This window comes from Amycolatopsis jejuensis (assembly GCF_000717335.1).
In the GTDB taxonomy this organism is placed as follows: Bacteria; Actinomycetota; Actinomycetes; order Mycobacteriales; family Pseudonocardiaceae; genus Amycolatopsis; species Amycolatopsis jejuensis.
Genome location: NZ_JNYZ01000044.1, coordinates 1 through 21,550 on the forward strand (window position 1 = coordinate 1; position 21,550 = coordinate 21,550).

24 protein-coding genes are annotated in these 21,550 nt (G+C 69.3%); 13 read left to right on the forward strand and 11 right to left on the reverse strand.

Annotation, left to right across the window (positions count from 1 at the left end):
- Nucleotides 1-184, forward strand: a 184-nt coding sequence (locus OO71_RS41025; RefSeq protein WP_033295473.1) for a histidinol dehydrogenase, incomplete at its 5' end; no start/stop codon positions are given.
- Here the strand turns inward: OO71_RS41025 and OO71_RS41030 are convergent.
- Genes OO71_RS41030 through OO71_RS41040 form a run of 3 tightly spaced genes read right to left on the reverse strand, consistent with a single transcriptional unit; the run spans nucleotide 165 to nucleotide 3,259 of the window.
- Nucleotides 165-1,091, reverse strand: coding sequence for a glycoside hydrolase family 16 protein (locus OO71_RS41030; protein WP_033295474.1), 927 nt, complete (start codon nucleotides 1,089-1,091; stop codon nucleotides 165-167). The two genes, OO71_RS41025 and OO71_RS41030, sit on opposite strands and share 20 nt — an antisense overlap.
- Nucleotides 1,092-1,107: 16 nt before the next feature.
- Nucleotides 1,108-2,397 carry a histidine-type phosphatase gene (locus OO71_RS41035; RefSeq protein WP_033295522.1) on the reverse strand — a complete coding sequence of 430 codons (1,290 nt, stop codon included), beginning with the start codon at nucleotides 2,395-2,397 and terminating at the stop codon, nucleotides 1,108-1,110.
- A gap of 40 nt (nucleotides 2,398-2,437) precedes the next feature.
- Nucleotides 2,438-3,259, reverse strand: coding sequence for a glycoside hydrolase family 16 protein (locus OO71_RS41040; RefSeq protein ID WP_033295475.1), 822 nt, complete (start codon nucleotides 3,257-3,259; stop codon nucleotides 2,438-2,440).
- Between the two features lie 142 nt (nucleotides 3,260-3,401).
- Between OO71_RS41040 and OO71_RS41045 the strand changes: the two genes are divergently transcribed.
- Complete coding sequence (locus OO71_RS41045) at nucleotides 3,402-4,547, forward strand: ROK family transcriptional regulator (protein WP_033295476.1); 1,146 nt, start codon at nucleotides 3,402-3,404, stop codon at nucleotides 4,545-4,547.
- Between the two features lie 122 nt (nucleotides 4,548-4,669).
- Here the strand turns inward: OO71_RS41045 and OO71_RS41050 are convergent, their stop codons facing one another.
- The 4 genes from OO71_RS41050 to OO71_RS41065 all read right to left on the reverse strand — a co-directional run bounded on the left by OO71_RS41050 (nucleotide 4,670) and on the right by OO71_RS41065 (nucleotide 7,673).
- On the reverse strand, nucleotides 4,670-4,936 hold the full coding sequence (locus OO71_RS41050; RefSeq protein WP_033295477.1) for a GlsB/YeaQ/YmgE family stress response membrane protein: 267 nt from the start codon (nucleotides 4,934-4,936) through the stop codon (nucleotides 4,670-4,672).
- A 437-nt stretch (nucleotides 4,937-5,373) separates the two neighbouring features.
- Nucleotides 5,374-5,940: an LppU/SCO3897 family protein gene (locus tag OO71_RS41055; RefSeq protein ID WP_033295478.1), complete on the reverse strand. Its 567-nt coding sequence runs from the start codon at nucleotides 5,938-5,940 to the stop codon at nucleotides 5,374-5,376.
- Between the two features lie 42 nt (nucleotides 5,941-5,982).
- On the reverse strand, nucleotides 5,983-6,873 hold the full coding sequence (locus tag OO71_RS41060) for an RNA polymerase sigma-70 factor (RefSeq protein WP_033295479.1): 891 nt from the start codon (nucleotides 6,871-6,873) through the stop codon (nucleotides 5,983-5,985).
- 56 nt (nucleotides 6,874-6,929) lie between these two features.
- Complete coding sequence (locus OO71_RS41065) at nucleotides 6,930-7,673, reverse strand: class I SAM-dependent methyltransferase (RefSeq protein ID WP_033295480.1); 744 nt, start codon at nucleotides 7,671-7,673, stop codon at nucleotides 6,930-6,932.
- Nucleotides 7,674-7,707: 34 nt separating this feature from the next.
- Here OO71_RS41065 and OO71_RS41070 point away from each other — a divergent pair, with 34 nt between their 5' ends.
- On the forward strand, nucleotides 7,708-8,319 hold the full coding sequence (locus tag OO71_RS41070; protein ID WP_033295481.1) for a class I SAM-dependent methyltransferase: 612 nt from the start codon (nucleotides 7,708-7,710) through the stop codon (nucleotides 8,317-8,319).
- On the opposite strand, the gene OO71_RS41075 is transcribed toward OO71_RS41070, so the two are convergent.
- From OO71_RS41075 to OO71_RS41085, 3 genes are read right to left on the reverse strand one after another with little or no spacing between them, the layout of a single operon-like run.
- Nucleotides 8,320-9,423, reverse strand: coding sequence for a DUF3500 domain-containing protein (locus OO71_RS41075; RefSeq protein WP_051792933.1), 1,104 nt, complete (start codon nucleotides 9,421-9,423; stop codon nucleotides 8,320-8,322).
- Nucleotides 9,424-9,436: 13 nt separating this feature from the next.
- A complete protein-coding gene (locus tag OO71_RS41080; protein ID WP_051792934.1) occupies nucleotides 9,437-10,501 on the reverse strand; it encodes an FAD-dependent monooxygenase in 1,065 nt (354 codons plus the stop codon).
- A gap of 3 nt (nucleotides 10,502-10,504) precedes the next feature.
- Entirely contained in the window at nucleotides 10,505-11,293 is a 789-nt protein-coding gene (locus OO71_RS41085; protein ID WP_033295524.1) for an alpha/beta fold hydrolase, read from the reverse strand.
- 107 nt (nucleotides 11,294-11,400) lie between these two features.
- Here OO71_RS41085 and OO71_RS41090 point away from each other — a divergent pair, with 107 nt between their 5' ends.
- The 4 genes from OO71_RS41090 to OO71_RS41105 all read left to right on the forward strand — a co-directional run bounded on the left by OO71_RS41090 (nucleotide 11,401) and on the right by OO71_RS41105 (nucleotide 14,558).
- Nucleotides 11,401-11,985, forward strand: a complete 585-nt coding sequence (locus tag OO71_RS41090; protein WP_033295483.1) for a TetR/AcrR family transcriptional regulator — start codon at nucleotides 11,401-11,403, stop codon at nucleotides 11,983-11,985.
- Nucleotides 11,986-12,005: 20 nt separating this feature from the next.
- Nucleotides 12,006-12,533, forward strand: coding sequence for a Chromate resistance protein ChrB (locus OO71_RS41095; RefSeq protein ID WP_033295484.1), 528 nt, complete (start codon nucleotides 12,006-12,008; stop codon nucleotides 12,531-12,533).
- Nucleotides 12,533-13,663, forward strand: coding sequence for an MFS transporter (locus OO71_RS41100; protein WP_051792935.1), 1,131 nt, complete (start codon nucleotides 12,533-12,535; stop codon nucleotides 13,661-13,663). Before OO71_RS41095 ends, OO71_RS41100 begins: the two co-directional genes overlap by 1 nt.
- A gap of 61 nt (nucleotides 13,664-13,724) precedes the next feature.
- A complete protein-coding gene (locus OO71_RS41105; protein WP_245633948.1) occupies nucleotides 13,725-14,558 on the forward strand; it encodes an IclR family transcriptional regulator in 834 nt (277 codons plus the stop codon).
- Nucleotides 14,559-14,601: 43 nt separating this feature from the next.
- On the opposite strand, the gene OO71_RS41110 is transcribed toward OO71_RS41105, so the two are convergent.
- Nucleotides 14,602-15,378 (reverse strand): IclR family transcriptional regulator, encoded by a 777-nt coding sequence (locus OO71_RS41110; protein WP_033295486.1) that lies wholly within the window; start codon nucleotides 15,376-15,378, stop codon nucleotides 14,602-14,604.
- A gap of 210 nt (nucleotides 15,379-15,588) precedes the next feature.
- Between OO71_RS41110 and OO71_RS41115 the strand changes: the two genes are divergently transcribed.
- The 6 genes from OO71_RS41115 to OO71_RS41140 are packed head-to-tail and all read left to right on the forward strand — an operon-like array spanning nucleotide 15,589 to nucleotide 21,547.
- Nucleotides 15,589-17,130 (forward strand): ABC transporter substrate-binding protein, encoded by a 1,542-nt coding sequence (locus tag OO71_RS41115; protein ID WP_156096812.1) that lies wholly within the window; start codon nucleotides 15,589-15,591, stop codon nucleotides 17,128-17,130.
- Between the two features lie 29 nt (nucleotides 17,131-17,159).
- Nucleotides 17,160-17,852, forward strand: a complete 693-nt coding sequence (locus OO71_RS41120) for an RraA family protein (RefSeq protein WP_051792936.1) — start codon at nucleotides 17,160-17,162, stop codon at nucleotides 17,850-17,852.
- An 11-nt stretch (nucleotides 17,853-17,863) separates the two neighbouring features.
- Nucleotides 17,864-18,640 carry an HpcH/HpaI aldolase family protein gene (locus OO71_RS41125; protein ID WP_033295488.1) on the forward strand — a complete coding sequence of 259 codons (777 nt, stop codon included), beginning with the start codon at nucleotides 17,864-17,866 and terminating at the stop codon, nucleotides 18,638-18,640.
- Nucleotides 18,637-19,653, forward strand: coding sequence for an ABC transporter ATP-binding protein (locus tag OO71_RS41130; RefSeq protein WP_211260820.1), 1,017 nt, complete (start codon nucleotides 18,637-18,639; stop codon nucleotides 19,651-19,653). The genes OO71_RS41125 and OO71_RS41130 overlap by 4 nt, the downstream gene beginning before the upstream one ends.
- The gene (locus OO71_RS41135) at nucleotides 19,650-20,630 is read left to right on the forward strand and encodes an ABC transporter ATP-binding protein (protein WP_033295489.1); all 981 of its coding nucleotides are present in this window, start codon (nucleotides 19,650-19,652) and stop codon (nucleotides 20,628-20,630) included. The genes OO71_RS41130 and OO71_RS41135 overlap by 4 nt, the downstream gene beginning before the upstream one ends.
- The gene (locus OO71_RS41140; RefSeq protein ID WP_051792938.1) at nucleotides 20,627-21,547 is read left to right on the forward strand and encodes an ABC transporter permease; all 921 of its coding nucleotides are present in this window, start codon (nucleotides 20,627-20,629) and stop codon (nucleotides 21,545-21,547) included. Before OO71_RS41135 ends, OO71_RS41140 begins: the two co-directional genes overlap by 4 nt.
- Nucleotides 21,548-21,550: the final 3 nt, after the last annotated feature.

Below are 21,550 nucleotides of genomic sequence, written 5' to 3' on the forward strand. Positions count from 1 at the left end.
GCTGCCCACGGGTGGGTTTGCGCGGCACTCGTCGGGGTTGTCGGTGCAGAGTTTCCTGAAGGGGATCCACGTCGTGGACTACAGCGAGGACGCCCTGCGCGAGGTCGCATCCCGGGTGGTCGCGCTCGCCGACGCGGAAGACCTGCCCGCCCACGGGGAAGCCGTCACCGCCCGCTTCGAGTGAGCGCGCAGCCGCGCACCGTGTCGACGTGGTGGGTGCCTGAGGACCGGTACTGGTCGGCCCGGGCGGTCGCGTCGGCGGGGGAGACCACCTCGTTGCCTGCGTAGTACGTCCACGCGATCTGTTCTTTGTAGACACTCGGACCACCGCTGTGCCCGGCGGTGTCGATGAACCACATGTTGTAGTTGATCGACATCGCCGTCCGCGGATACACGGAGTTGCCGTCGGCGTCCACGGTGTGGTCGGCGGTGAGCTGACCGTCGACGTAGTACTTCACGTGCCCGCCGGCCACCTGTGTCACGAGGTCGTGCCAGCCGTCGAAACTGCGTTGCTGTGCGGTCGAAATCCGCTGGCCGCCCCAGGTCGGGCTGTTCCAGTAGGTGTGCCAGGAGGTCTGGTAGTTCGCCTGGCTGCCGCCCCAGCCGCCGTTCGGCAGGTACTCGGAGAAGTCCAGCTCGCTGTAGTCCGGATCGCGGTCGTAGCGCAGCGGGGAGATCGTGAAGTAGGTTTCGTTGATGTGGTCCCCGTCGGCGCCGCTGTCCGGCGCGTCGGAAAACCGGACCCGGCTGGCGTAGGTACCTTCACGGAACCGTTGCTGCGCTTGGTACATCTCGGCGTGCGCGGTGCCGCCCGCCGTCCCGTCGGTGGATGCGACGAGCTGCGCGACCTGCTGCCCGTCCACCGTCGGGAACGTGATATTGCCCGGCTGCCAGGTCGCGCCGGGCACGCCGGGGCTGCCGGTGCCGCTGCGGGCAGCCCAGCCGTTGCCGGTGAACGCGGAGTCACTGGACGAGGTGTAATGGAAGTCGTCGTACAGCACACCGCACTGCTCGGCCGCGCGAGCGCCGGGTACGAAGGTGAATGTCGAAATGGCGGTCAGTACGGCGGCGGTCGCGAGATACCTGGACATGGGGACTCCTCGGGGGTCATCGAGCAGTACGGCCGAAACAGCGGCTCAGTTCGTCCAGCCGGTAGTAATGGCTTCCCGGGGTGAACGGGGTGCAATCCGGTTTGAAGGGGATTTCCTTTTCCTGGTAAAGCATCCGGACGAGGTACGTGGTCCCGTTGCGGTAGATGTCCCACTGGAGGTTCGCGGCCATCGGGGAAACTGACGCGCCCCGCCAGGGATTGTTCGCGTAGGTGTAGTCCTCGTCGGGATCCGCTTGCTTTTCACTGCCGGGCAACTGCATCAACGCGGCGAGCGGGATGATTTCCTCGGCGTGCGTGAAGCGCAGGTCGGCGCCGAGCTTGCCGGCGCGGGCGGCTTCGGCCTGTTTGAAGAAATCGTCGAGCAGGATGCTAGCCATTGCGAAGGTGATGTCGCTGCCTTCGAAACCCGGTCCCTTTTTGTAGAACGATTTCGCATCGTCGATCGAGGCAAACCAGGCGGCAGCGTGCCGGGGGACGAACCGGTCAAGATGCCAGTTTCCTTCCACACTCAAATCGGGGGCGATGGCATCCAGGTCGTACAATGCTTGCGCGGCTTTGGTCACTGCGCTCGGTTCCATGCGCTCGACGAAAGCGGGAGTGAAGATCGTTTTGAGGATGTCCGTGGCCGCCTCGCGGGTTCCGTCCCGGTTCTTGATCCGCTTCACGGTTTCCTGGTACCGCTGGTCGTTCTCGAGATAGTCGCGATAGGCCTTACCCCGTTCGGTTTTGTGGAAATACAGCAGGTCTTGGTCCACGACGGGCTGCTGGATGAGCGGCGCGAGCGCGGGATCGGTGGCGCCGAGTCGAGCGGTGAAAAACTTTGCGGTGTCGGCGATCCGGCCGGTCTGCTGCGAGAGGACGACCGCAATCGGGGTGGCGTCCTTCTTGATTTTCTCGAACAGTTCCGGCAGCCGCCGCTGCATCCGGTCGGCCATCCCTTGCAGTTCCTGGCGGCCCCGGCCGGTTTCCTGTCCGAGGCCGACCTTCTGGATCGCGGCGCGGTAGGATTCCATTGTCGGCCCGAAATCCTGTCCGGCCGAGGTCAGTTCGCTTTCGTCCCGGGCTTTCGCCCACAGCTGGAGGAGCAGATCGGCGCCGTCGATTTTCGTGGGCGTCCGGGAACCGTGCCGGGAAACGAGTTCGGTGAACACTGCCGTGAATCCCGGTGGCGGTGGTTGATAAGTGCGGATGTCCTGTTGCGGTGAGTACGGCGTTTTCGAGGTGGAGTACTGCGCCGTTTCGGCCTGTGCCGGATTCGGCACGAGCAGCAGGCTGCACACAGCCACGGCGAGCACTCTCGGAAGGTGGCGCATGGAATTGCCTTCCTCAGCGGAAAACGCGGACGTAATCGACGGTCAGGTTCTGCGGGAATGCCGTGTCGCTGCCGGGATCACCGGGCCAGCTGCCGCCGACCGCGAGGTTGAGCAGCAGGAAGAACGGATGATCGAACGCCCAGCGCGCGCCGGAAGGAATGTTGTCGCGGGTGAGCGTCAGATAAGCATGGTCGTCGAAGAACCAGGTGATGCGTTCGCCGGACCACTCGACGGCGTAAACGTGGAAATCGTCGGACAGCGGCGCTGATGCGGTGGTCTTCCCGCCCGGTCCGTTGTCGTCGGAATACCCGGGACCGTGCAGGGTCCCGTTCACCGTCGTGGGTTCACTGCCGATGTTCTCCATGATGTCGATTTCGCCGCAGCCGGGCCACTCGGTATCCGGGAAATCGGCGCCGAGCATCCAGAACGCGGGCCACATCCCTTTTCCGTGGGGAAGACGCATTCGTGCCTCGAAGCGACCGTTCTGCTGCTCGAACTTCCCTTTCGTGGTCAGCCTCGCCGAGCTGTATCGGCAAGCGCCGTACCAGCACGACGCACCTTCGGGATTCTCGGACCGCGCGGTGATGTTGAGGTGCCCTTCGCCGTCGAGCGCGGCGTTGCGCGTGCTGTCGGTGTAGTACTCCAGCTCCTTGTTGCCCCACCCGTCGCCGCCGACGTCGTGGTTCCACTTGCCCGGATCCGGCGCCGAACCGGCGGCACCGTCGAATTCATCGGACCAGACGAGCGTGCGCCCGGCGGCGGCCGCCGGACCGGGTATTGCCAGTGCAACTGCCGCGGCCAGTACGGCCGCCCCCCAGCGGACGACGTTCCTCATCGACGAACCTCCGCTTCAATATGAAACAAACCTTCATATTGGCGACGACGGTAGCGATCACCCATGCCCCACGTCAACCGCCAATTCGCGGGGAGTGTGCGGGTCGCTTACGGTATGAAGGAAAGCTGCGAATGGGGGTAGGGTGAGCGCGTCACCTGGCAGGCCGGGCCTGCTGCGGACGATCAACGACAAGGCCGCGTTCGAGTTCCTGCTGGAACAGGGCCCGCTGTCGCGCAGCCGGCTGTCCGCACTCACCGGGCTCACGCATCCGACGGTCGCCCAGCTGCTGAACCGGCTGGAGGGCGACGGTCTCGTCGTGCCGGCCGGGATCGACGAGCGCGGCCGCGGACCGAACGCGAAGCTTTACGCGGCCAACGCGCGGGCGGCGTACGTCGCCGGGGCGGATGTCACTTCCGAGGGGCTGTCCGTGGCGATCGCCGACATCACCGGCACGGTGGTCGCCGAGTACGAACGCGCGACGCCGCGCCACTCCTTCGACGGCCCGTCGCGGCTCCGCGCCGCCCTGGAGACTGCCGCCGCCGAGGTCGGATTGCGGGTCGGCGAGCTGGCACAGGTGGTCGTCGGGATGCCGGGCGCGCTGGACCCACGGACCGGACGCCTCGGCTACGCACCGCACCTGGCCGGATGGAACCGGCCCGACCTGCGCGGCGACCTCGGGGCCGCACTGGGGGTGGAGGTTGCGGTGGAAAACGACGTCAACCTCGCCGCGGTAGCGGAAATGCGGGCCGCCGACACCGCAAGTTTCGTCCTCCTGTGGGCCGACGAGGGCCTGGGCATGGCATTGGTCGTCGACGGGAAGATCCACCGCGGCGCGACCGGGGGAGCCGGGGAGATCAGCTACCTGCCGGTAGCCGGGGTACCACTGAGCCGCAAGGTCGGCCACGGCGGCCACGGCGGTTTCCAGCTGGCCGCCGGCGCCGGTGCGGTGCTGGCCCTGGCACGCGAACACGGAATCCCGGGCGCGACCGTCGGGGAGGTCGTTTCCCGCGGCAGCGAACGATTTCTGGACGAACTCGCGACCCGGCTGGCCACCGGCCTGGCCGCGGTGATCTGCGTGGTCGACCCAGCCCTGATCGTCCTGAGCGGCGCAATCCCGCACGCCGGCGGCCCCAGGCTGCTCGCCCGCATCGACGCGGAACTGGCCGACCTGGCCATCGCCCGCCCCCGCCTGACGCTCAGCTCGGTACCGGGCAACGTGGTCCGGACGGGCGCAGTGGCATCAGCAGTGGCCGGGGCACGCGCGAAGCTGTTCTCCCCGGTTGGGTAGGTCGCCGACCATTGCCCGCTGTGGTTGCTGATCACCGCCCGCTGCGGTTGCCGATCACCGCCCGGTCGCCGTGCGGGGCAGTTGCCGATCACCGCCCGGTCATCGTCAGCGGCGGTTGCCGGTCATCGTCCGCGGCGGTTGCCGATCACCAGGCGGTATCCGGCGAGGAGCACCAGTGCGCCGAGGATCGCGAGGCCCCACGTGCGGAGGTCGAAGAATGTCCCGAGCTGGGTGTGGAACAGGGTCTTCCCGATCCAGCCGCCCACGAACGCCCCCGCGATCCCGAGCAGGACGGTGATGATGCAGCCCCCGGGATCCTTGCCCGGCATGAGGGCTTTCGCGATCAGTCCGGCGATCAGGCCCAGCACAATCCAGCCGACAACACCCACGACGGTCCTCTCGTCCCTGCGGCGGCAGCCCGCGGGCCGCCCTGGAGGGACCAGGATGGCATGCTCCATCCGGGTGGCGCCGCCTACCCCGATCGCCGACCACCGATACGGAGCGTGTCCTGCTCCGACCTGCCCCGATCGCTGCCCGCCGGGGCTACCTCCGGCTCCTGCCTGGGCGGAGCGGGTTCTGCGTCGGGCTACCCTGGTCGCCGCTCACCGGAGCTACCTCCGGTTCCAGCCTGCCCGGAGCGGGTTCTGCTCCGTTCACTGCCCACCGGAGCTACCCCGATTGCTGCCTGCACGGAAGCGTGTCCCGCCCACCGGAGCTACCCCGATTGCTGCCTGCACGGAAGCGTGTCCCGCCCTGACCTGCTCCGATCGCCGACCGCCGGTACGGAGTGTGTCCCGCCCCGTCATGCCCTGATCTCCGCCCGGAGCTACCCCGACTGCTGCCTCCCGACACATACCGTCCGTCCCGGGGCCGGGACTGGGTATGCCAGCGGCAGTTCAGTGCCCGGGCGGCACGCGTGCTCGTCCGCGCGATCTGGGATCACCGTGGTCACCACGTCGTCGGCCTTTGCGCAGTCTGTGCGTTCCGGGCCCGTCGCTCCGGCGAGCAGGCCGACGAAGCAGTCACCCGGTTTGGCGTTCAGCATGAGACAGAGGGTGAACTCGTCGCGGCCGGTTTGCTGGTAGGTGTCGTACCGGTCGGACGGGCATTTCGCGCCCGGGCTCGGCAGTTTCACCGCGACCTCGTACACGGCCGCGGGCTGGGTGCACGCGATCGTGCCGACCTCGACGTCGGCCGGTCCGCGGTCGAGGAACTCCAGGCAGTCGCCCACCTGCACGTCCGCCAGAGTGTCCACTTTGGACCCGTGGGTGGCGCGAGGGGCAGCCGGCGGAGCCGAGGCAGGGCTCGCCCGCCCGTTCATCGGGACCGAGCAGGACACCACCCCGGCCAGCACCACCAAACCGGCGAGAGCGGCCTTCCGGAACTGGAACACGGACCGGACGCTAACCCCGGTACCAGGGGACCCCTCCCGGACTCAGCGCCGCAGCGCGGTTTCCGTCTCCATGTGCGACAGTTTCGCCGGATTCCGCACCGCGTACAGCCCGGTGATCCGGCCGTCGTCGATGCGCAGGGCGACCACCGTGTCGACCTCCCCGTCGAGCCTTAGCACCAGCGCCGGATGCCCGTTGACCTGCACCGACCGCAGCGACTGCGGCGGGATTTTCCCGTACCCGTTCGCCAGCAGCCGGGCCACCCGGTCGGCGCCGACGACGGGTCGCGGCACCGCCTGCTTCACGCCGCCGCCGTCGCCGAGGAAGACGACGTCCGGCGCGAGAAGGTCGAGAAGTCCTTGCAGATCCCCGGTTTCGACCGCGCCCCGGAAGGCTTCGAGCGCGTCGCGCGTCTCGGCCGGGGAGACAGCTCCACGCGGCCGCCGCGCCGAAACGTGCGACCGCGCGCGGTGCCCGATCTGGCGTACCGCGGCCGGGGTTTTGCCGACGGCTTCGGCAATCTCGTCATACGGCAGGTCGAACACCTCGCGCAGCACGAAAACCGCCCGCTCGGTCGGCCGCAGGGTTTCCAGCACCAGCAGCATCGCCATCGACACGCTGTCGGCGAGTTCGACGTCGTCGGCAACATCGGGTGCGGTGAGCAGCGGCTCGGGCAGCCAGGTCCCGACGTACGACTCCTTCCGCCGGCCGAGCGTGCGCAACCGGCCGAGCGCCTGCCGGGTGGTGATCTGCACCAGGTACGCCCGCTGGTCGCGGACCTCGCCGAGGTCGACGCGGGCCCAGCGCAGCCAGGTCTCCTGCAGCACGTCCTCCGCGTCCGCGGCCGAGCCGAGCATTTCGTACGCCACGGTGAACAGCAGGTTCCGGTGGGCGAGAAACGTCTCGGTGGCAGTATCCGGTCCGGGCGCGGTCATGGGTGGCTCCTCTCGCCGATCACCCATGGGACACCGCCCGGCGCGGTTTTGTGACATCACGCCCGGCGCGCGGTGACGAGCCACGCCCGGGAGCCGAACCATACGCCGTCACTCTGCCGGCGCTCGGCCATCGCAGCCCGGAGCCGCCCGAGCGCTTGCGCAGGATCGTCCAGGCGCGCGACGAGGTCTTTGACCTCGTGCAGCACCAGCACCGCGTCCAGCGCGGCGGCGGGATCGGCGCCGTACCAGACCGGTTCCTGCAGGTCAGCGAGCTCGACGCCGGTGAACCCGCTCTCGGTGAGGACGGTCCGCACAAGGTCAGGATCGGCCAGCGAGAACGCGCCGTCCCGGGTCTCCGGCGGGTCGGCTTCGGCGAGCGCCTGGTGGATCGCGGTCGCCCATTCCTGGCGGCGGCGGTCCTGCCACACCAGCTGCACCAGCCGCGCTCCGGGCCGCAGCGCGCGGCCGATCCCGGTGAACGCGCGGACCGGGTCCGCGAAGAACATGGTGCCGAACCGGCTGAGCGCGAGGGTGAATTCCGCCGGTGGAAAGGGGTACGTCTGCGCGTCCGCCTGCTCGAAACGCACGTTGGGCAGGTCGGTGACTTCCCGGGCCTGCGTGATCATCGCGGCGGAGATGTCGACTCCCAGCGCGCGCACGGCGACCTCGGCGGCGGCGCGGGTGGTCTGGCCGGTGCCGCAGCCGATGTCGAGGACGTGGTCGCCGGGCTGCACGTCGGCGGCTTCGCGCAGGCACAGGTCGTACCGGCGCAGCTCGGCGTCGTAGTCGAAAACCCCCATGGATGTCAGAGTAACCGGGACGGAAGGGGTACCGATGGACGAGGACTGGCTGCGCCGCAAGTGGGACGAGGCCGCGCCGCGCTACGACCGGATGATCGCCTGGTTCGAGCGCTTGCTCCTGGCCGACGGCCGCGAGTGGCTGTGCAAGCAGGCGCGGGGCGACGTGCTGGAGGTCGCCGTCGGAACGGGCCGCAACCTGCCGTGGTACCCGTCGGACGCGCGGCTCACCGGCATCGACCTCAGCCCGGAAATGCTCGCCCTCGCCCGCCGCCGGGCCGCCGAGCTGCCTCGCGAAATCACCCTCACCGAGGCCGACGCGCAGGCACTTCCGTTTCCGGACGCGGAATTCGACACCGTGGTGTGCACGCTCGGCTTGTGCGGGGTCCCGGACGAGCGCGTGGCCATTGCGGAAATGCACCGCGTCCTGCGCCCGGGCGGGCGGCTTCTGCTGCTGGACCACGTCGTCAGCCATCGGCGGCCGATCCACTTCGGACAGCGGCTGCTGGAGAAGCTGACCGTTGCGCAGCTGGGCGACTACCTGACCCGCCGTCCGCTGCCGTTGCTCGCCGCCGCGGGGCTCGAAGTGGAGCGATCGGAACGGAGCAAGGCCGGGGTCGTGGAACGGGTGGTGGCCCGTAAGCCGTGATCATCCACCGTGGGCCGCGGTGCGGTGGGCGTTCAACGGGTCCGGCCCGAAGTCACCATTCGGGTTGCGCCACACGGAATGCGCGTGGTTGGCGTCGCGCTGGGTGTTGTCGTATTCGGCGAACAGGTCGGGGCCGGTCAGCCGGTAATAATGCGGCTCGCCCTTGGCGGTACTGCCTGCCCAGGCGAAGTGGACCGCGTCGAGATGGCGGTCGTCGAGGTAATGGCGACGATGGTGGTCGGCGATCGGCTGCGGGGCGCGGTCGGTGTATCCGGCGAGGAGGATCCGCAGGAACGCGCGTTGTTCGGCAGTCAGGTCGCGGGCGGAAATCCCTGGTGGCTCAGCGGTGATCGCCATGACCGCGTGGTCCCGTTCGGTGAACTTCGCGCGCCCGGCGGCGTCCATCCGGTCGATGCGCGCCCGCAGTTCCGCGGTCGGCAGCGGACCGCGGAAGAGGTCGGCCAGGGGTATCACCCGATCTCCGGGGTGGATCTGCGACCGGTTCCCGGAAACGATGTCCGGCGCCGCGCGGTCGTGCAGCAGCGCCTGGGCCTGCGCGGACGGCGGCAGCGAGCGCATCAGGTCCCGTGCGACGTCCTCGATCCCGCCGAGCGGCCGCAACGTTCCGGCGAGCAGAGGTGACGCCGCCGGGTCCGCCCCCAGGAACGACGGCGTGGTCGCGGCGATCCGCCCGCCCCGCACCAGGACGTTGATCGACAGGTGATGCCCGCCGACCCGCCATCCCCAGTCGGGCGCGCCCGGGTCGCCGAACACCCGGATCCAGTACAGACCCGGGTCGCGGCCCCGTTCGCGGCCCCAGGTGACCTGCCATCCCTCCAGTTCGTCGAGGACGTTTTCCAGGCCGAGCACGATGCTCGCGGTGACGTAGGCGGGCCGCGTCAGCCCGGTGGCCAGCAGTTGCATCGCGAGACTTTGCTGCCGGGGCGAAAGCTCGCGCAGTGGCACGCCGCCGTGGTCGGTGGGGGTGTAGAACCATCGGCGGCGCTCGGCATCGACCGCCGGATCGCCGAGCGGCGCGAGCCGGGCCCGGACGTGCAGCTCGGGCGGCAGGGAATCGAGGAACTCGGCCGCCACCCGGGCCATGGCGTCCATCCTGCTACTGGCCGGACAGAAACAGTGCTTCGCCCTGGGTGACGCTTTGCTGGGCGAAATCGACGGATGGCCGCTGCCGCGATTCGTACCGGGCGAAGGCGATGCGGTGGTCTCCCTTGGCTCGTTCGAGTTCTTCGGCGAGGTAATAGGTTCCGGTGAGCGCGAGGGAAGTACCGCGGCCGGACAACAGGGCCGAGCAATGCGCAGCGTCCCCGACCAGCGCGACGCGTCCGCGATGCCAGCCGGACAGGTGGATCTGGCTCACCGAATCGAAATAGAACGTGCCGTTGTCCTCGCGGACCGCTTGCAGCAATTCCGGTACGCGCCATGCAGTGACCCCGGCGAACGCGTCGGCGACGATCTTTTTCTGCGCCTCGACGTCGTGGTGGTCGTAGTCGATCGGCGCACCGCCGAAGATGAATCCGCCGCGGACTTTGCCGTCATAGGCCATGATTCCGGCGGAATGGCCGGGGAAACTGTACATCAGATTGTACTCACCCGGATGACAGCTCGGCGGCAGCTCGACTCCGCCGATGTAAGCGCCGAGATGCCGCAGGTAATCGCGTTCGGGCCCGAAGACGACTGCGCGGACTTTCGAATGGAGCCCGTCGGCGCCGAGGACGAGGTCGAAGCGTTCCGTGCGGCCGGAAGTGAATTGCACGTCGACCCCGTCGCCGTCGTCGGTGAGTGCTTCGACGGATTCGCCGAAGCGGATTTCCGTACCGGTTTCGGCCAGCGCCGAGGTGAGGATCTCCGAGAGGTCCTCCCGGGTGATTTCGAGGTCGTCGGGGGAGTCGTTGGCGTCGGTGAAGGGAACGTCGGCGAGGAAGCCGCCGTTTTCGTCGACGTATTTGATCCGGTCGGTGACGTGCGCTCGCTTCTCCTCCATCCGCCCGCGGAGCCCCATTTCCCCGGCGATCACGAGTGCTTCCCCGCGGATGTCGATCGGCGTGCCGCTGGTCCGGATTTCCGGGGCGAGTTCGATCAAGGTGACCTGGTTCCCCCGGCGGCCGAGGTTGATGGCGGCGGACAATCCGGCCACTCCGGCGCCCGAGACGAGAATGTGCATGGCTCAGTCTTCCTTTTCGATCGGGTGGGCGAGGACGAATTCCCGCAGCAGGGTGGCGACGGAATTCTTGCCTTCCAGGGTGATGCCGTGCCGCAGTTCCGGGAGTACGACGAGTTGTGCTCCCGGAATACCGGATGCGATCTCGCGGCCCATGGACGGTGCGGCAAGCTGGTCGTCTTCGCCGTAAATGAGCATGGTCGGGGCAGTGATGGCGGACAGCTGATCGGCAACATCATAGGTGCGGATGGCAGCGGTCCGGCGCGCATCCGCTTCGGCCGCACGATGGAACAAGACTGCCCGGGCTTCGGCCACCAATTCTGCAGATTCCTGTCCCTTTTCCGACAAGAGAAGCCCGAGCATCTGCCGCGTCCGTTCTTCAGGAGGCAGCGCCAGTACCCGGCGAGCGTCATTACCCGGCGTGGATGCGGCGTGTGGAAAAGTCGCCCCGACGGTCAGCGTCCGGACGACCTCGGGCACGGTGACGGCGAGCTGGAGCGCAATCGCGCCGCCGTAAGACGCGCCGAAAACATGGGCCTTTTCGTAGCCCAGCCCGGTGATGAGGGCGGCGCAGTCGCGCGCGAGGTCAGCCAGGTCGTACGCCGCCGCGGCGTTACGGGACTCGCCGGTGTCGCGCTGGTCGTAAGCGATCGCGCGGATTCCGGCGCCGAGCAGGGGGCGGACGGTGTCGTACTGCGCGTGACTGCTTTCGCCGCCGTGGATGAGGACGACCGGCTCGCCCGAACCCGAAGCCACGTACGCGATCTCGACGCCGTTCGCGGGCATCCGCTCCATCCGGACCTCCAATAGCAACTTTTAGTTGCTTTAGACTAGCTCCGCGACGGCCGGTCAGGCAACCGCCTCTACGATGTGGAGCCCATCGAGTGACCCGAGGACGACTCATGACCGACTCCGCGACCACCCGCCGCCCCGGCGGGCGCAACGCGCTCGTCCGCGCCCGGATCCTGGCCGCGACGGTGGACCTCGTCGCGCGCGACGGCCTGAGCGGCCTGCGGTACGAGGACATCGCCGAGCAGGCCGGCGTGAACAAGACGAGCGTGTACCGGAACTGGCCGGATCGCGAGGAGCTGGTGCACGAGGCACTGCGGAGCCACGTCGAGCAGACGCTGCCACTGGCCGACACCGGCGACCTGCGCCGCGACCTCGCCGACTTCATGGTCGCGCATTCGGAGAGCCTCACCAGCCCCGCCGGGTACGCGAGCCTGCAGGCCGCCCGTCAGGCCGGACGGGACTCCGAGCTCGGCCGTTTCCTCGACCTGTACCTCGACCTGCGCCGGGACCACTTCCGCGAGCGCGTCGACCGGGCCGTCGCCAAGGGCGAGATCCCGCCCGTCGACATCGACCTGCTGTTCCGGCTCATCGGCGGCCCGACCCACTTCCAGGTCAACTGGAACCGCGGCCCGCTGACCCGGGCGCAAGCCGAAGAGCTGGTGGACGTCGTGCTGGCCGGGCTGCGAGCGGTGTAACACGTGCTACATTCACCCCTGTGACCGAACGATGGCTGGTGCTCGTGGTGCGGGTACCGGCAGAGCCGTCGCGGCACCGGGTCGCGGTGTGGCGGGAGCTGCGCCGCGCCGGGGCATTGTCGCTGGGCCAGGGCGCGTGGGCAGTGCCCGACGTACCTGGGTTTGCCGCGGGCGTCGCAAAGGCCGTTTCACTGGCCGAGCGAGGAGGTGGCGAGGTGGTCGTGCTCGACGCAGCCGAACGCGACGGCACCCGGCTGGTGGAGTGGTTCACCGCCGACCGCGAGGAAGAATGGACGGAATTCCTTGCCGACTGCGGGAAATTCGACGCGGAGATCGACAAGGAAGTCCGCCACCGCAAGTTCACCATGGCCGAGCTGGAGGAGGAAGAGCAAAGCCTCGAACGCCTCCGGCGCTGGCACCGGGATCTGAAGGCGCGGGACGTTTTTGGCGCCCCCTCGGCACCCGAGGCAGACCGGCAGCTGCAGCACTGCACCGACCGGCTCGCGGGGTTCACCGAGCAGGTTTTCGATGCACTGCACCAGATGTGATGAGTGAGCTGCGGCCGCTGTACGCCGCCGGTTTCGTCACCGCATTCGGTGCGCACAGCATCGCCGCCAGCCTCGGCGGGTACAGCCACGCTTCGCTGCTCACTCTCGGCTTGCTGCTGGCCTTGTACGACGGCGCCGAGGTAGTCCTCGAACCGGTCTTCGGCTCACTGGCCGACCGGATCGGCCCGCGACCGGTCCTGCTGGGCGGGCTGGTGGCGTTCGCCGTGGCATCGGGCGCTTTCGTCGTCGCCGGTGACCCCACGGCAGTCGGCTTGGCGCGATTCGGACAGGGTGCAGCTGCGGCAGCGTTCTCCCCGGCGGCAGGTGCCCTCGTCGCGCGGCTCTCGCCGACCAAGCGGCAGGGGCGCGCTTTCGGCGGGTACGGCGCGTGGAAGAGCGTCGGCTACACGTTGGGCCCGCTGCTCGGCGGTGTCCTGATCGCGCTGGGTGGGTTCCCGCTGCTGTTCGGGACCCTTGCGGTGCTGGCCATTCTGGTCGCCGGGTGGGCTGCGCTGGCCGTACCCGCGCCGGCGCCGCTGCCGCGGTCCCGCCAGACCGTCCTCGGCCTGGTCCGCCGCCTGTCCGAGCCCGGTTTCCTGCGCCCGACCGCGGTACTGGCCGCGACGACCGCGGCACTGGCCGTCGGCGTCGGCTTCCTGCCGGTGACCGGCGCGGCAAACGGACTGGGTCCCATCGCAACCGGCGCGGCGGTGTCGGTGCTCGCCTTGAGCTCGGCGCTGGTCCAGCCGTACGCCGGAAGGCTCCGGGACGCCGGTCGCCTCTCCGACGGCCCCGGCATGGCCGCCGGTCTGACGCTGGCTGCGGCAGGCCTGGCACTGGGCGCGTTCATCCCCGGCCTCGCCGGAATCCTTGCCGCAGCAGTGACCATCGGAGCCGGAGTCGGTCTCGCGACGCCGCTGGGGTTCGCGCATCTGGCCGGCTGGACGCCACCGGAACGGCTCGGACAGACCATGGGAGCCGCCGAGGTAGGCCGCGAACTGGGCGATGCGGGGGGTCCGCTGCTGGTGGGTGCGCTGGCCACAGCGGCCACGTTGGGTGCCGGGCTTGCCGGGCTTGCGGTGGTGCTGGTGGTCGTCGGTTTGGCGGTTTTCCGCTCGCGGGCTGCGTGAGCCAGGGGCAGGTCCGGGGCGAAGATGGATGTTCGTTTCCATTTCTTGCTAAGCTGGCCTAGTGGATCATCAAGTCAAGAGCACCGCCGGGGCCGGGCAGGCGGGGGTGCGGGGCGGGCAGATGCTCAGTCTTCAGCGCGCGTTCCAGCTGCTGGAGGCGCTCACCGAAGCGCCGGCCGGGCGGAATCCGGCCGAGCTGGCCGTGGCGTGCGGGATTTCGTCCACCGCAGTGCACCGGCTCGTGCGGACGCTCGCCGGGGAGGGCTACCTGCGCGTCGAGCCCGATGCGCGCGTCGTGCTCGGGCCCCGGCTCATCCACCTCGGCGCCACGGCGAGCCTGCTGCTCGGCGCGTGGGCGAAGCCGCATCTCGAGCGGCTCGTGCGGCGGACCGGCGAAACCGCGAGCGTCGCCGTGCTCGACGCGGACGAGGTCGTCTACCTCGGGCAGGTCCGGTCGGGGCACCGGCTCGGCACGTTCGGCGAGGTCGGCAGGCGGGTCGAGCCGCATTGCGTCGCCACCGGCAAGGCGCTGCTCGCCCAGCTGCCGGACCAGCGGGTGCGGGAATCGTTGCGGCGCACCGGAATGGCCGCGCTCACCGAACGCACGATCACCGGCGAGGACGCGTTCGTCGAGCACCTCGCGATGGTCCGCCGCCAGGGGTACGCCCTCGACGACGGCGAGCACGCGGTCGGGATCCGCTGCCTCGCGGTGCCTGTCCCGGACGCGCCACGCAACATGGCGATCGGCGTGTCGGCACCGGAAAGCCGGATGAGCCTCGTCGACGCGGTGGGGTTCGTGCCCGCGCTCACCGAGGTCGCGGCGGAACTGTCGGCGTCGCTGGCGCAGGAACGGCTCGACAACGGCCTCCGCCGGGTTTCCGCCATCACCGGCTAGGTCCGCCGCCGTACGGGAGCCAGGCCTGACGCCGCCAACAGCGTCACCCAGCCCGCCCCGGCCCGGCAGCCAGCTCCGCCGCCACCGAGCGCATCAACGGGATGTGCCGCGTGACGTCCACCAGTGACATCCGGCTCTCCGGGCCCGACACGGTCACCGCCATCGGACGGTCCAGGTCCACGGCCACCGCGAACGCCCGGACCCCGATCTCCTGTTCGCCGTCCTCCACCGCAAAACCCTGTGCGCGCACCGAAGCCAGGTGGGCCAGCACCGCCGCCGGATCGGCGAGCGTGCGGGCGGTCATCGGCTCCGGGGGGTGGCGGTCGAACAGCGAAGCCACCTCCATATCGGACAGCAGGGACAGCAGCGCCTTGCCCGCCGCGGTGCAGTGGGCCGGTACCCGGCGGCCCAGTTCGGTCAGCATGCGCAGCGTGTGCGGCGACGGGACCTGCGCCAGGTAGACGATTTCCGCCCCGTCGAGGACTGCCAGGCTCGCCGTCTCGCCGGTCTCGCGGACCAGCCGGTCCAGCGCCGGACGCGCCCACGAGCCGAGCAGCCGTCCGGCGGAGCCGCCCAGGTGGATCAGCTCCGGGCCCAGCGTGTACTGCCGGGTCGCCGGCTCCTGCCGGACGTACCCGAACTGCGCCAGCGTCTGCAGCATCCGGTGGATCGTCGCCGTCGGTACGCCGGACTCCGTGGCCAGCTGCGACAACCCCAGCTCCCCACCGGCCGCCGTCATGTGCTCGAGCAGCTGGAACGCCGTGAGGACCGACTGGACCCGGTCGCCATCGTGCTCGGCTTCCGCTCGTACCCGTGCCATCGCCCGCCTCCACTACCGTTCCGGTCGCGCCGGAGTGTACCCGGTTCCGGGAACAGATTTCCAAAACAGCCGAAAACCCAGCGCCGAGGCCGGTTCGCGGCCGAAAACCACGCAGAACCACGCCGCATCCGGTTGACGTAGCTCACATTCGATGCCTAGTCTCCCCGCTATGTGGATTCGGATTTCCAAAATCCGATCGAAGGAGACATCGTGGTCCCACCTTTGAAGCGCATCGCCGTCCTGGCGATCACCGCAGTACTGGCCGCCGCGGCCGTCGCGTGCGGCGGCGGCCCGGCCGCGTCGGGGCGGTCGAAGGACTCCCTCGTCGTGGTCCAGCAGGCCGCGGTGCAGAGCCTCAACAACAACATCGCGTCGCAGCGGTCCTCCTCGCGGATCACCGGCGAGATCATGGAAGCCGCCGTGCGCATCACCTACCGCGGCGCCACCCCGGTGCTCGAACCCGGCCTCGCCGAATCGTGGCAGCAGGTCGACGCGAAGACCTGGCGGTTCAAGGTCCGGCCCGGCGTGAAGTTCTCGAACGGCGAGCCGCTCACCGCCGAGGCGTTCGCGAAATCGCTCGACTACTACCGGCAGGACCCGGCGGGCAAGGTCACGATCGTGCTCGCGAACCTGTCGATCAAGGCCGTCGACCAGATGACGTTCGAAGTGCACACCTCGACGCCCGACCTCGGCTCGCTGCCCGCCCAGCTCACCTGGATGCTCGTGTTCCCGCCTGCCTACCGCGGCGGCATGACCGACGCGCAGTTCGGCAACGCCCCCATCGGCACCGGCCCGTACAAGCTGGCCACGTGGCAGAAGGGCGTCGCCATCGACCTGGAGGCGAACCCCGACTACTGGGGCCAGAAGCCGGTGGTCAAGCGCATCACGATCAAGTCCGTGCCGGACGCGGCGACGCGCGTCGGGATGATCGAAACCGGTGCGGCCGACGTCGTCGCCGACGTCACCCCGGAGCTCGCGCCGCGGGTCCAGGGCATCAAGGACGTCAAGCTGGAGTTCGCGAAGAGCGATTCGCGGGCCTTCCTGGTGCTGAAGACGAACCAGCCGCCCACCGACGACCTCCGCGTCCGGCAGGCGATCAACTACGCCATCGACCGCAAGGCCATCATCACCACCCTCTTCAAGGGGTACGCCGACCCGCTCACCGGGCTGTTCGTGGAAGGCGAAAGCGGATTCGACCCGAATTTCGCCGGTTACAGCTATGACCCGGCGAAAGCCAAGGCGCTGCTGGCCGAGGCAGGCAAGACCGGGATCGCGATCGACCTGAACTACACGATCGGCACGTCGGTACTGGACAAGGAAGTCGCCGAAGCACTGCAGGGCCAGCTGCAGGCCGTCGGGTTCAAGGTGAACATGAAGGGCGGCCCGTTCGCCACGCTGCAGCCGAAGTGGCGGGACCCGGCCAAATCGTCCGGCATCTATGCCATGACGTTCAGCCCGGTGTACGGCGATTCGAGCTTCCTGCTCAACCGCGCGTACTTCCACCCGGAGTCGGTCTACGGCGTGTGGGGCACGGACAAGGAGCTGACCGGCCTGGCCGACCAAGCCGTCGCGAAGACCGATCCGGCCGTGCGCCAGCAGCTGTACGCCCAAGCCCAGGACCGCGCGATTGCCCAGGAAGCGATGTGGGCGCCGATCCTCGTGCTGAAGCAGGGCTACGCACTGCGTGCCGACCTCGACTGGAACCCGCCCGCGGACAGCCGGTTCTACTTCGAGACAGCCAAGTTCCGCTGACCCCGACCGACCACAAAGGACTGTGCACAATGGAACTCGGATACCGGGTGGAACCCGCCGCCGAACGGCTTTCCGCCGACCTCGTCGACCAGCTGCGCGAGTACGACGTCGCCGACCTGGCGGACACGATGCGGCACGCCGGCACGATGTTCGGCATCCGCGGCGTGTACCAGCCGATCGACCGGATCGCCGGGCCTGCCGTCACGCTCAGCGTCACGGTGGCCAACATCGACATGCTGCGGGTCGCGCTCGACACCTGCCAGCGGGGTGACGTGCTGGTGATCAACGCCCGCGGTGCCGTCACCACCGCGATGCTGGGTGGGTACATGAGCCTGGCGCTGGTGAACCGCGGCGTTGCCGGGGTCGTCGTCGACGGCGCGGTGCGCGATGCCCATGAAATGCGCAAACACGGGCTGGCTGTGTTCGCCCGCGGCGTCACCACCAACGGCGCCGCCCGTACCGCGCCCGGCGAGGTGAACGTGCCGGTCGCGTGCGGGGGAGTGGTGGTGAACCCGGGTGACGTGATCGTCGCCGACGAGGGCGGCATCGTCGCGATCCCGCCCGCTGCCGTCCCCGGAGTGCTGGCCAAGGCGGCGGACCTCGTCGCCGTGCACCGCGGCTGGGACGAGGAGGTCGCCCGCGGCGAGATCTTCGGGCTCGCCGACAGCCGCGCCCGCGCGCTCGCCGACGGCCTCAAGTTCCCGACCACCGACGCGAAGTGAGGAGCTTTCCCATGCGCACCAACCGGTTACGTGCATTGCTCGCCGAGGACCGCCCGCTGTTCGGCGCGTTCATGAACTTCGCAACCCCGCGGCAGGTGGAGTTCGTCGGGCACCTCGGGTTCGACTGGGTGCTGCTCGACGCCGAGCACGACGGGCTCACCGTGGACCAGGCGTACCAGCTGGTGTCCGCCGCGGACGCGGTCGGGCTCGGCACGGTCGTGCGGGCCTCGGCGAACCGGCCCGAGGTGCTGCTCGGCTTCGCCGAAACCGGCGCGAACTGCATCATCGCCCCGCACGTCACCGACCGGCAGGCGGCCGAGGACCTGGTCGCCGCGCTGGCCTATCCGCCGGTGGGCCGCCGCGGCCTCGGTGCCGGGTCGCGTGCGGCGAACTACGGTCTGACCCAGACACCCGCCGAGTATTTCGCCGCGACCGACACGCACACGATGCCCGCGGCGCTCCTGGAGGACGTCTCCGCATACGACGACCTCGACGAGATCCTGGCCGTTCCCGGCCTGGAGGTCTGCTGCCTCGGTGCCGGGGACCTGTCCGGTTCGCTCGGCGTGCCCGGCCAGTTCGACCACCCCGAGGTGGTCCGGCGGGTGACCGACGCGGCGGCCCGGATTTCCGCGGCAGGCAAGGTGATCAGCACGTCGGTGGGCGACGGTGCGGCCGCGCGGGCCTCGGCCGCGATGGGCGCGCGGCTCATCGCGGTGAGCAACACCGGCCTGCTCGGCAAGGCGGGGCGGGAGTTCCTGGCACAGGCCCGCGAACCGGTCCCGGCATGACCTCGGCCGCGACGGTGGACCCGCTGCTGCGCGTACGCGGCCTTGAGGTCGTGTTCCCGGGGTCGCGGCGCGTGCTGCATGCGGTCAACGGCGTGTCGTTCGACCTCGCGCGCGGCGAAACCCTCGGCCTGGTCGGCGAATCCGGCTGCGGGAAGTCGACGATCGGGCGCGCACTGCTCGGGCTCGTGCCGGAGCCCGGCCAGGTCGTGGCGGGCTCGATCGAGGTCGACGGCGAGGACGTCACGGCCGCTCCACCGTCGCGGCGCCGGGAACTGCGCGGCGCGAAGCTGGCCATGGTGTTCCAGGACCCGATGTCCGCGCTCAACCCGGTGATGACGGTCGGCGCGCAATTGCGGGAAGCCCTTGGCGTGCATACGGATTTGCGGGGCCGGAAGGCCGACGACCGGGCCGCCGAGCTGCTCGCGCTGGTCGGCATCCCGGCCCCGCGGGACCGGCTGCGCGCGTACCCGCACCAGCTGTCCGGCGGGATGCGGCAGCGGGTCGGGATCGCGATGGCGATCAGCTGCGAACCGGCCGTGCTCGTCGCCGACGAGCCGACCACCGCGCTCGACGTGACGGTGCAGGCGCAGGTACTCGACCTGCTGCGCCGGCTGTCGGACGGGCTCGGGATGGCGGTCGTGCTGGTGAGCCACGATCTCGGGGTGGTCGCCGGGCTGGCCGACCGGGTCGTGGTGCTTTACGGCGGGTATGTCGTGGAGGAGGGCACTGCCGAGGACGTGCTGACCGCGCCGGTGCATCCGTACACCGCGGCGCTGATCGGGTCGCGCGCGGAGATCGACGGACCTCGGCCGGACCGGTTGCGGGCAATTCCGGGTAGCGCCCCGGCATTGGCCGGACCGGCGCTGGAGTGTCCGTTCCGGCCGCGGTGCGCGTATGCGGAACCTGCTTGCCGTCAAGGGAATCCGGTGCTGGAGACTGTCCGGCCCGGACACCGCGCGGCATGTCCGGTGCGGGCGCGGGCGCTCGCCGGAGCTGCCGGAGGTGCGGCATGACCACGCCGCTGCTGGAAGTGTCGGACCTGAGGGTCCACTTTGGACTCCGCTCGCGGCTGCGGCGACGGGCCGTGCTCAAGGCTGTCGACGGCGTATCGTTTCACCTCGACGCGGGCGAAACCCTCGGCCTGGTCGGGGAATCCGGGTGCGGGAAGAGTACGACCAGCCGGGCGTTGCTGCGGCTGGTGCCGGTCACGTCGGGTGCCGTGAAGTTCGAGGGACGGGACCTGACCACGTTGGGGCCCCGGGAGCTGCGCCGGGTACGGCGGCATGCGCAGATGGTGTTCCAGGACCCGTACGCGAGCCTGGACCCACGGATGAAAGTCGCCGCCGCCATTGCCGAGCCACTGCGGATCCACCGGCTCGCGACCGGCCGGGAGGCGGCGGACCAGGTCGGCGAATTGCTTGATGCGGTGGGCCTTCCGGCGGATTCCGGTGAACGGTATCCGCACGAGTTCTCCGGTGGGCAACGCCAGCGGATCGCCATTGCCCGCGCGCTCGCCGCCCGGCCGAAGCTGCTGCTGTGCGACGAGCCGGTGTCCGCATTGGACGTTTCGGTGCAGGCACAGGTGCTGAACCTGCTGGAAGATCTGCAGGAACGATTCGGCCTGACCTATTTGTTCGTCGCGCACGACCTGGCCGCGGTCCGGCATCTGTCCCGGCGGATCGCGGTGATGTACCTCGGCCGGATCGTCGAGATCGGTGACCGCGAAGACGTTGCCGCGCGGCCACTGCATCCGTACGCGCAGGCTTTGCTGTCTGCGGTACCGCGCTCGGACCCGCGCGTGGAGCGGACGCGGGAACGGATCATCCTCTCCGGCGACCTGCCCGACCCGGGCGCGACGCCGGACGGCTGTCCATTCCAGACTCGATGCCCGGCAGTGCAGGATCGCTGCCGGGTCGAGGCGCCGCAACTGGACGAGGTCGCGTCCGGGCACCGCGTCGCCTGTCACTTCTGGGAGCGGAGGGCGGCATGACCCGATTTCTCTTGCGCCGCGCCGGATTGGCGGTGCTGGTCCTTTTCGCGGTGGTGACGTTGACGTTCTTCGTGCTCCATGCCTCGGGTGACCCGATCGGTGTGGCCCTGCAGGGTTCCGGTGCGTCCGATGCGGATGTGGCCCGGATCAAGCACGAACTGGGTTACGACCGGCCCCTGCCGGTGCAATACGTCGACTACCTCGGCGGAATTGTCCGAGGCAATTTCGGGGCATCGCTGCAATACGGGCAGGACAGTATGGGCTTGGTGCTGCAACGATTGCCGTACACCCTGCTGCTTGCCGGTGCCGCATTGCTGGTCACCGCGTTGGTTGCGTTGCCGCTCGGGATTCTCGCCGGACGGCGGCGCGGTGGCGTCGCGGACCGGATCGCCGGTTTCCTTGCTGCATTGGGACAGTCGGTGCCGCCGTTCGTGACCGGGCCGATTCTGATCCTCGTGTTCGCGGTGGCATTGCCGTGGTTCCCGGTGTCGGGTGCGGGTTCGGCGGGTTCTTTGGTCCTTCCGGCGATCACGCTCGCGCTCTTTCCGTTGTCCCGCGTGGTCCGGCTGTTGCGGTCCGGGATGCTCGAAGCCGGAACGGCCGAACACGTGAGTACCGCGCGGGCGAAAGGGTTGCGGGAACGCGCAGTCGTGCTCCGGCATGTGTTCCGTAATGCTTTGTTGCCGGTGCTCACTGTCATTGCGGTGCAAATCACGCAAATGCTCGGCGGTGCGGTGGTGGTCGAGGCGGTGTTCGGCTGGCCCGGCATCGGCAGTTTCGCCAGGGACGCGCTGATCAACAGCGATTTCCCGCTGGCGCAGACGATCGTCGTGGTGACCGCGGCCGGGGTCGTGCTGATCAACCTGGTGACCGACCTCGGGTATTCGCTGATCGACCCGCGCATCCGGCTCCGCTGAGAG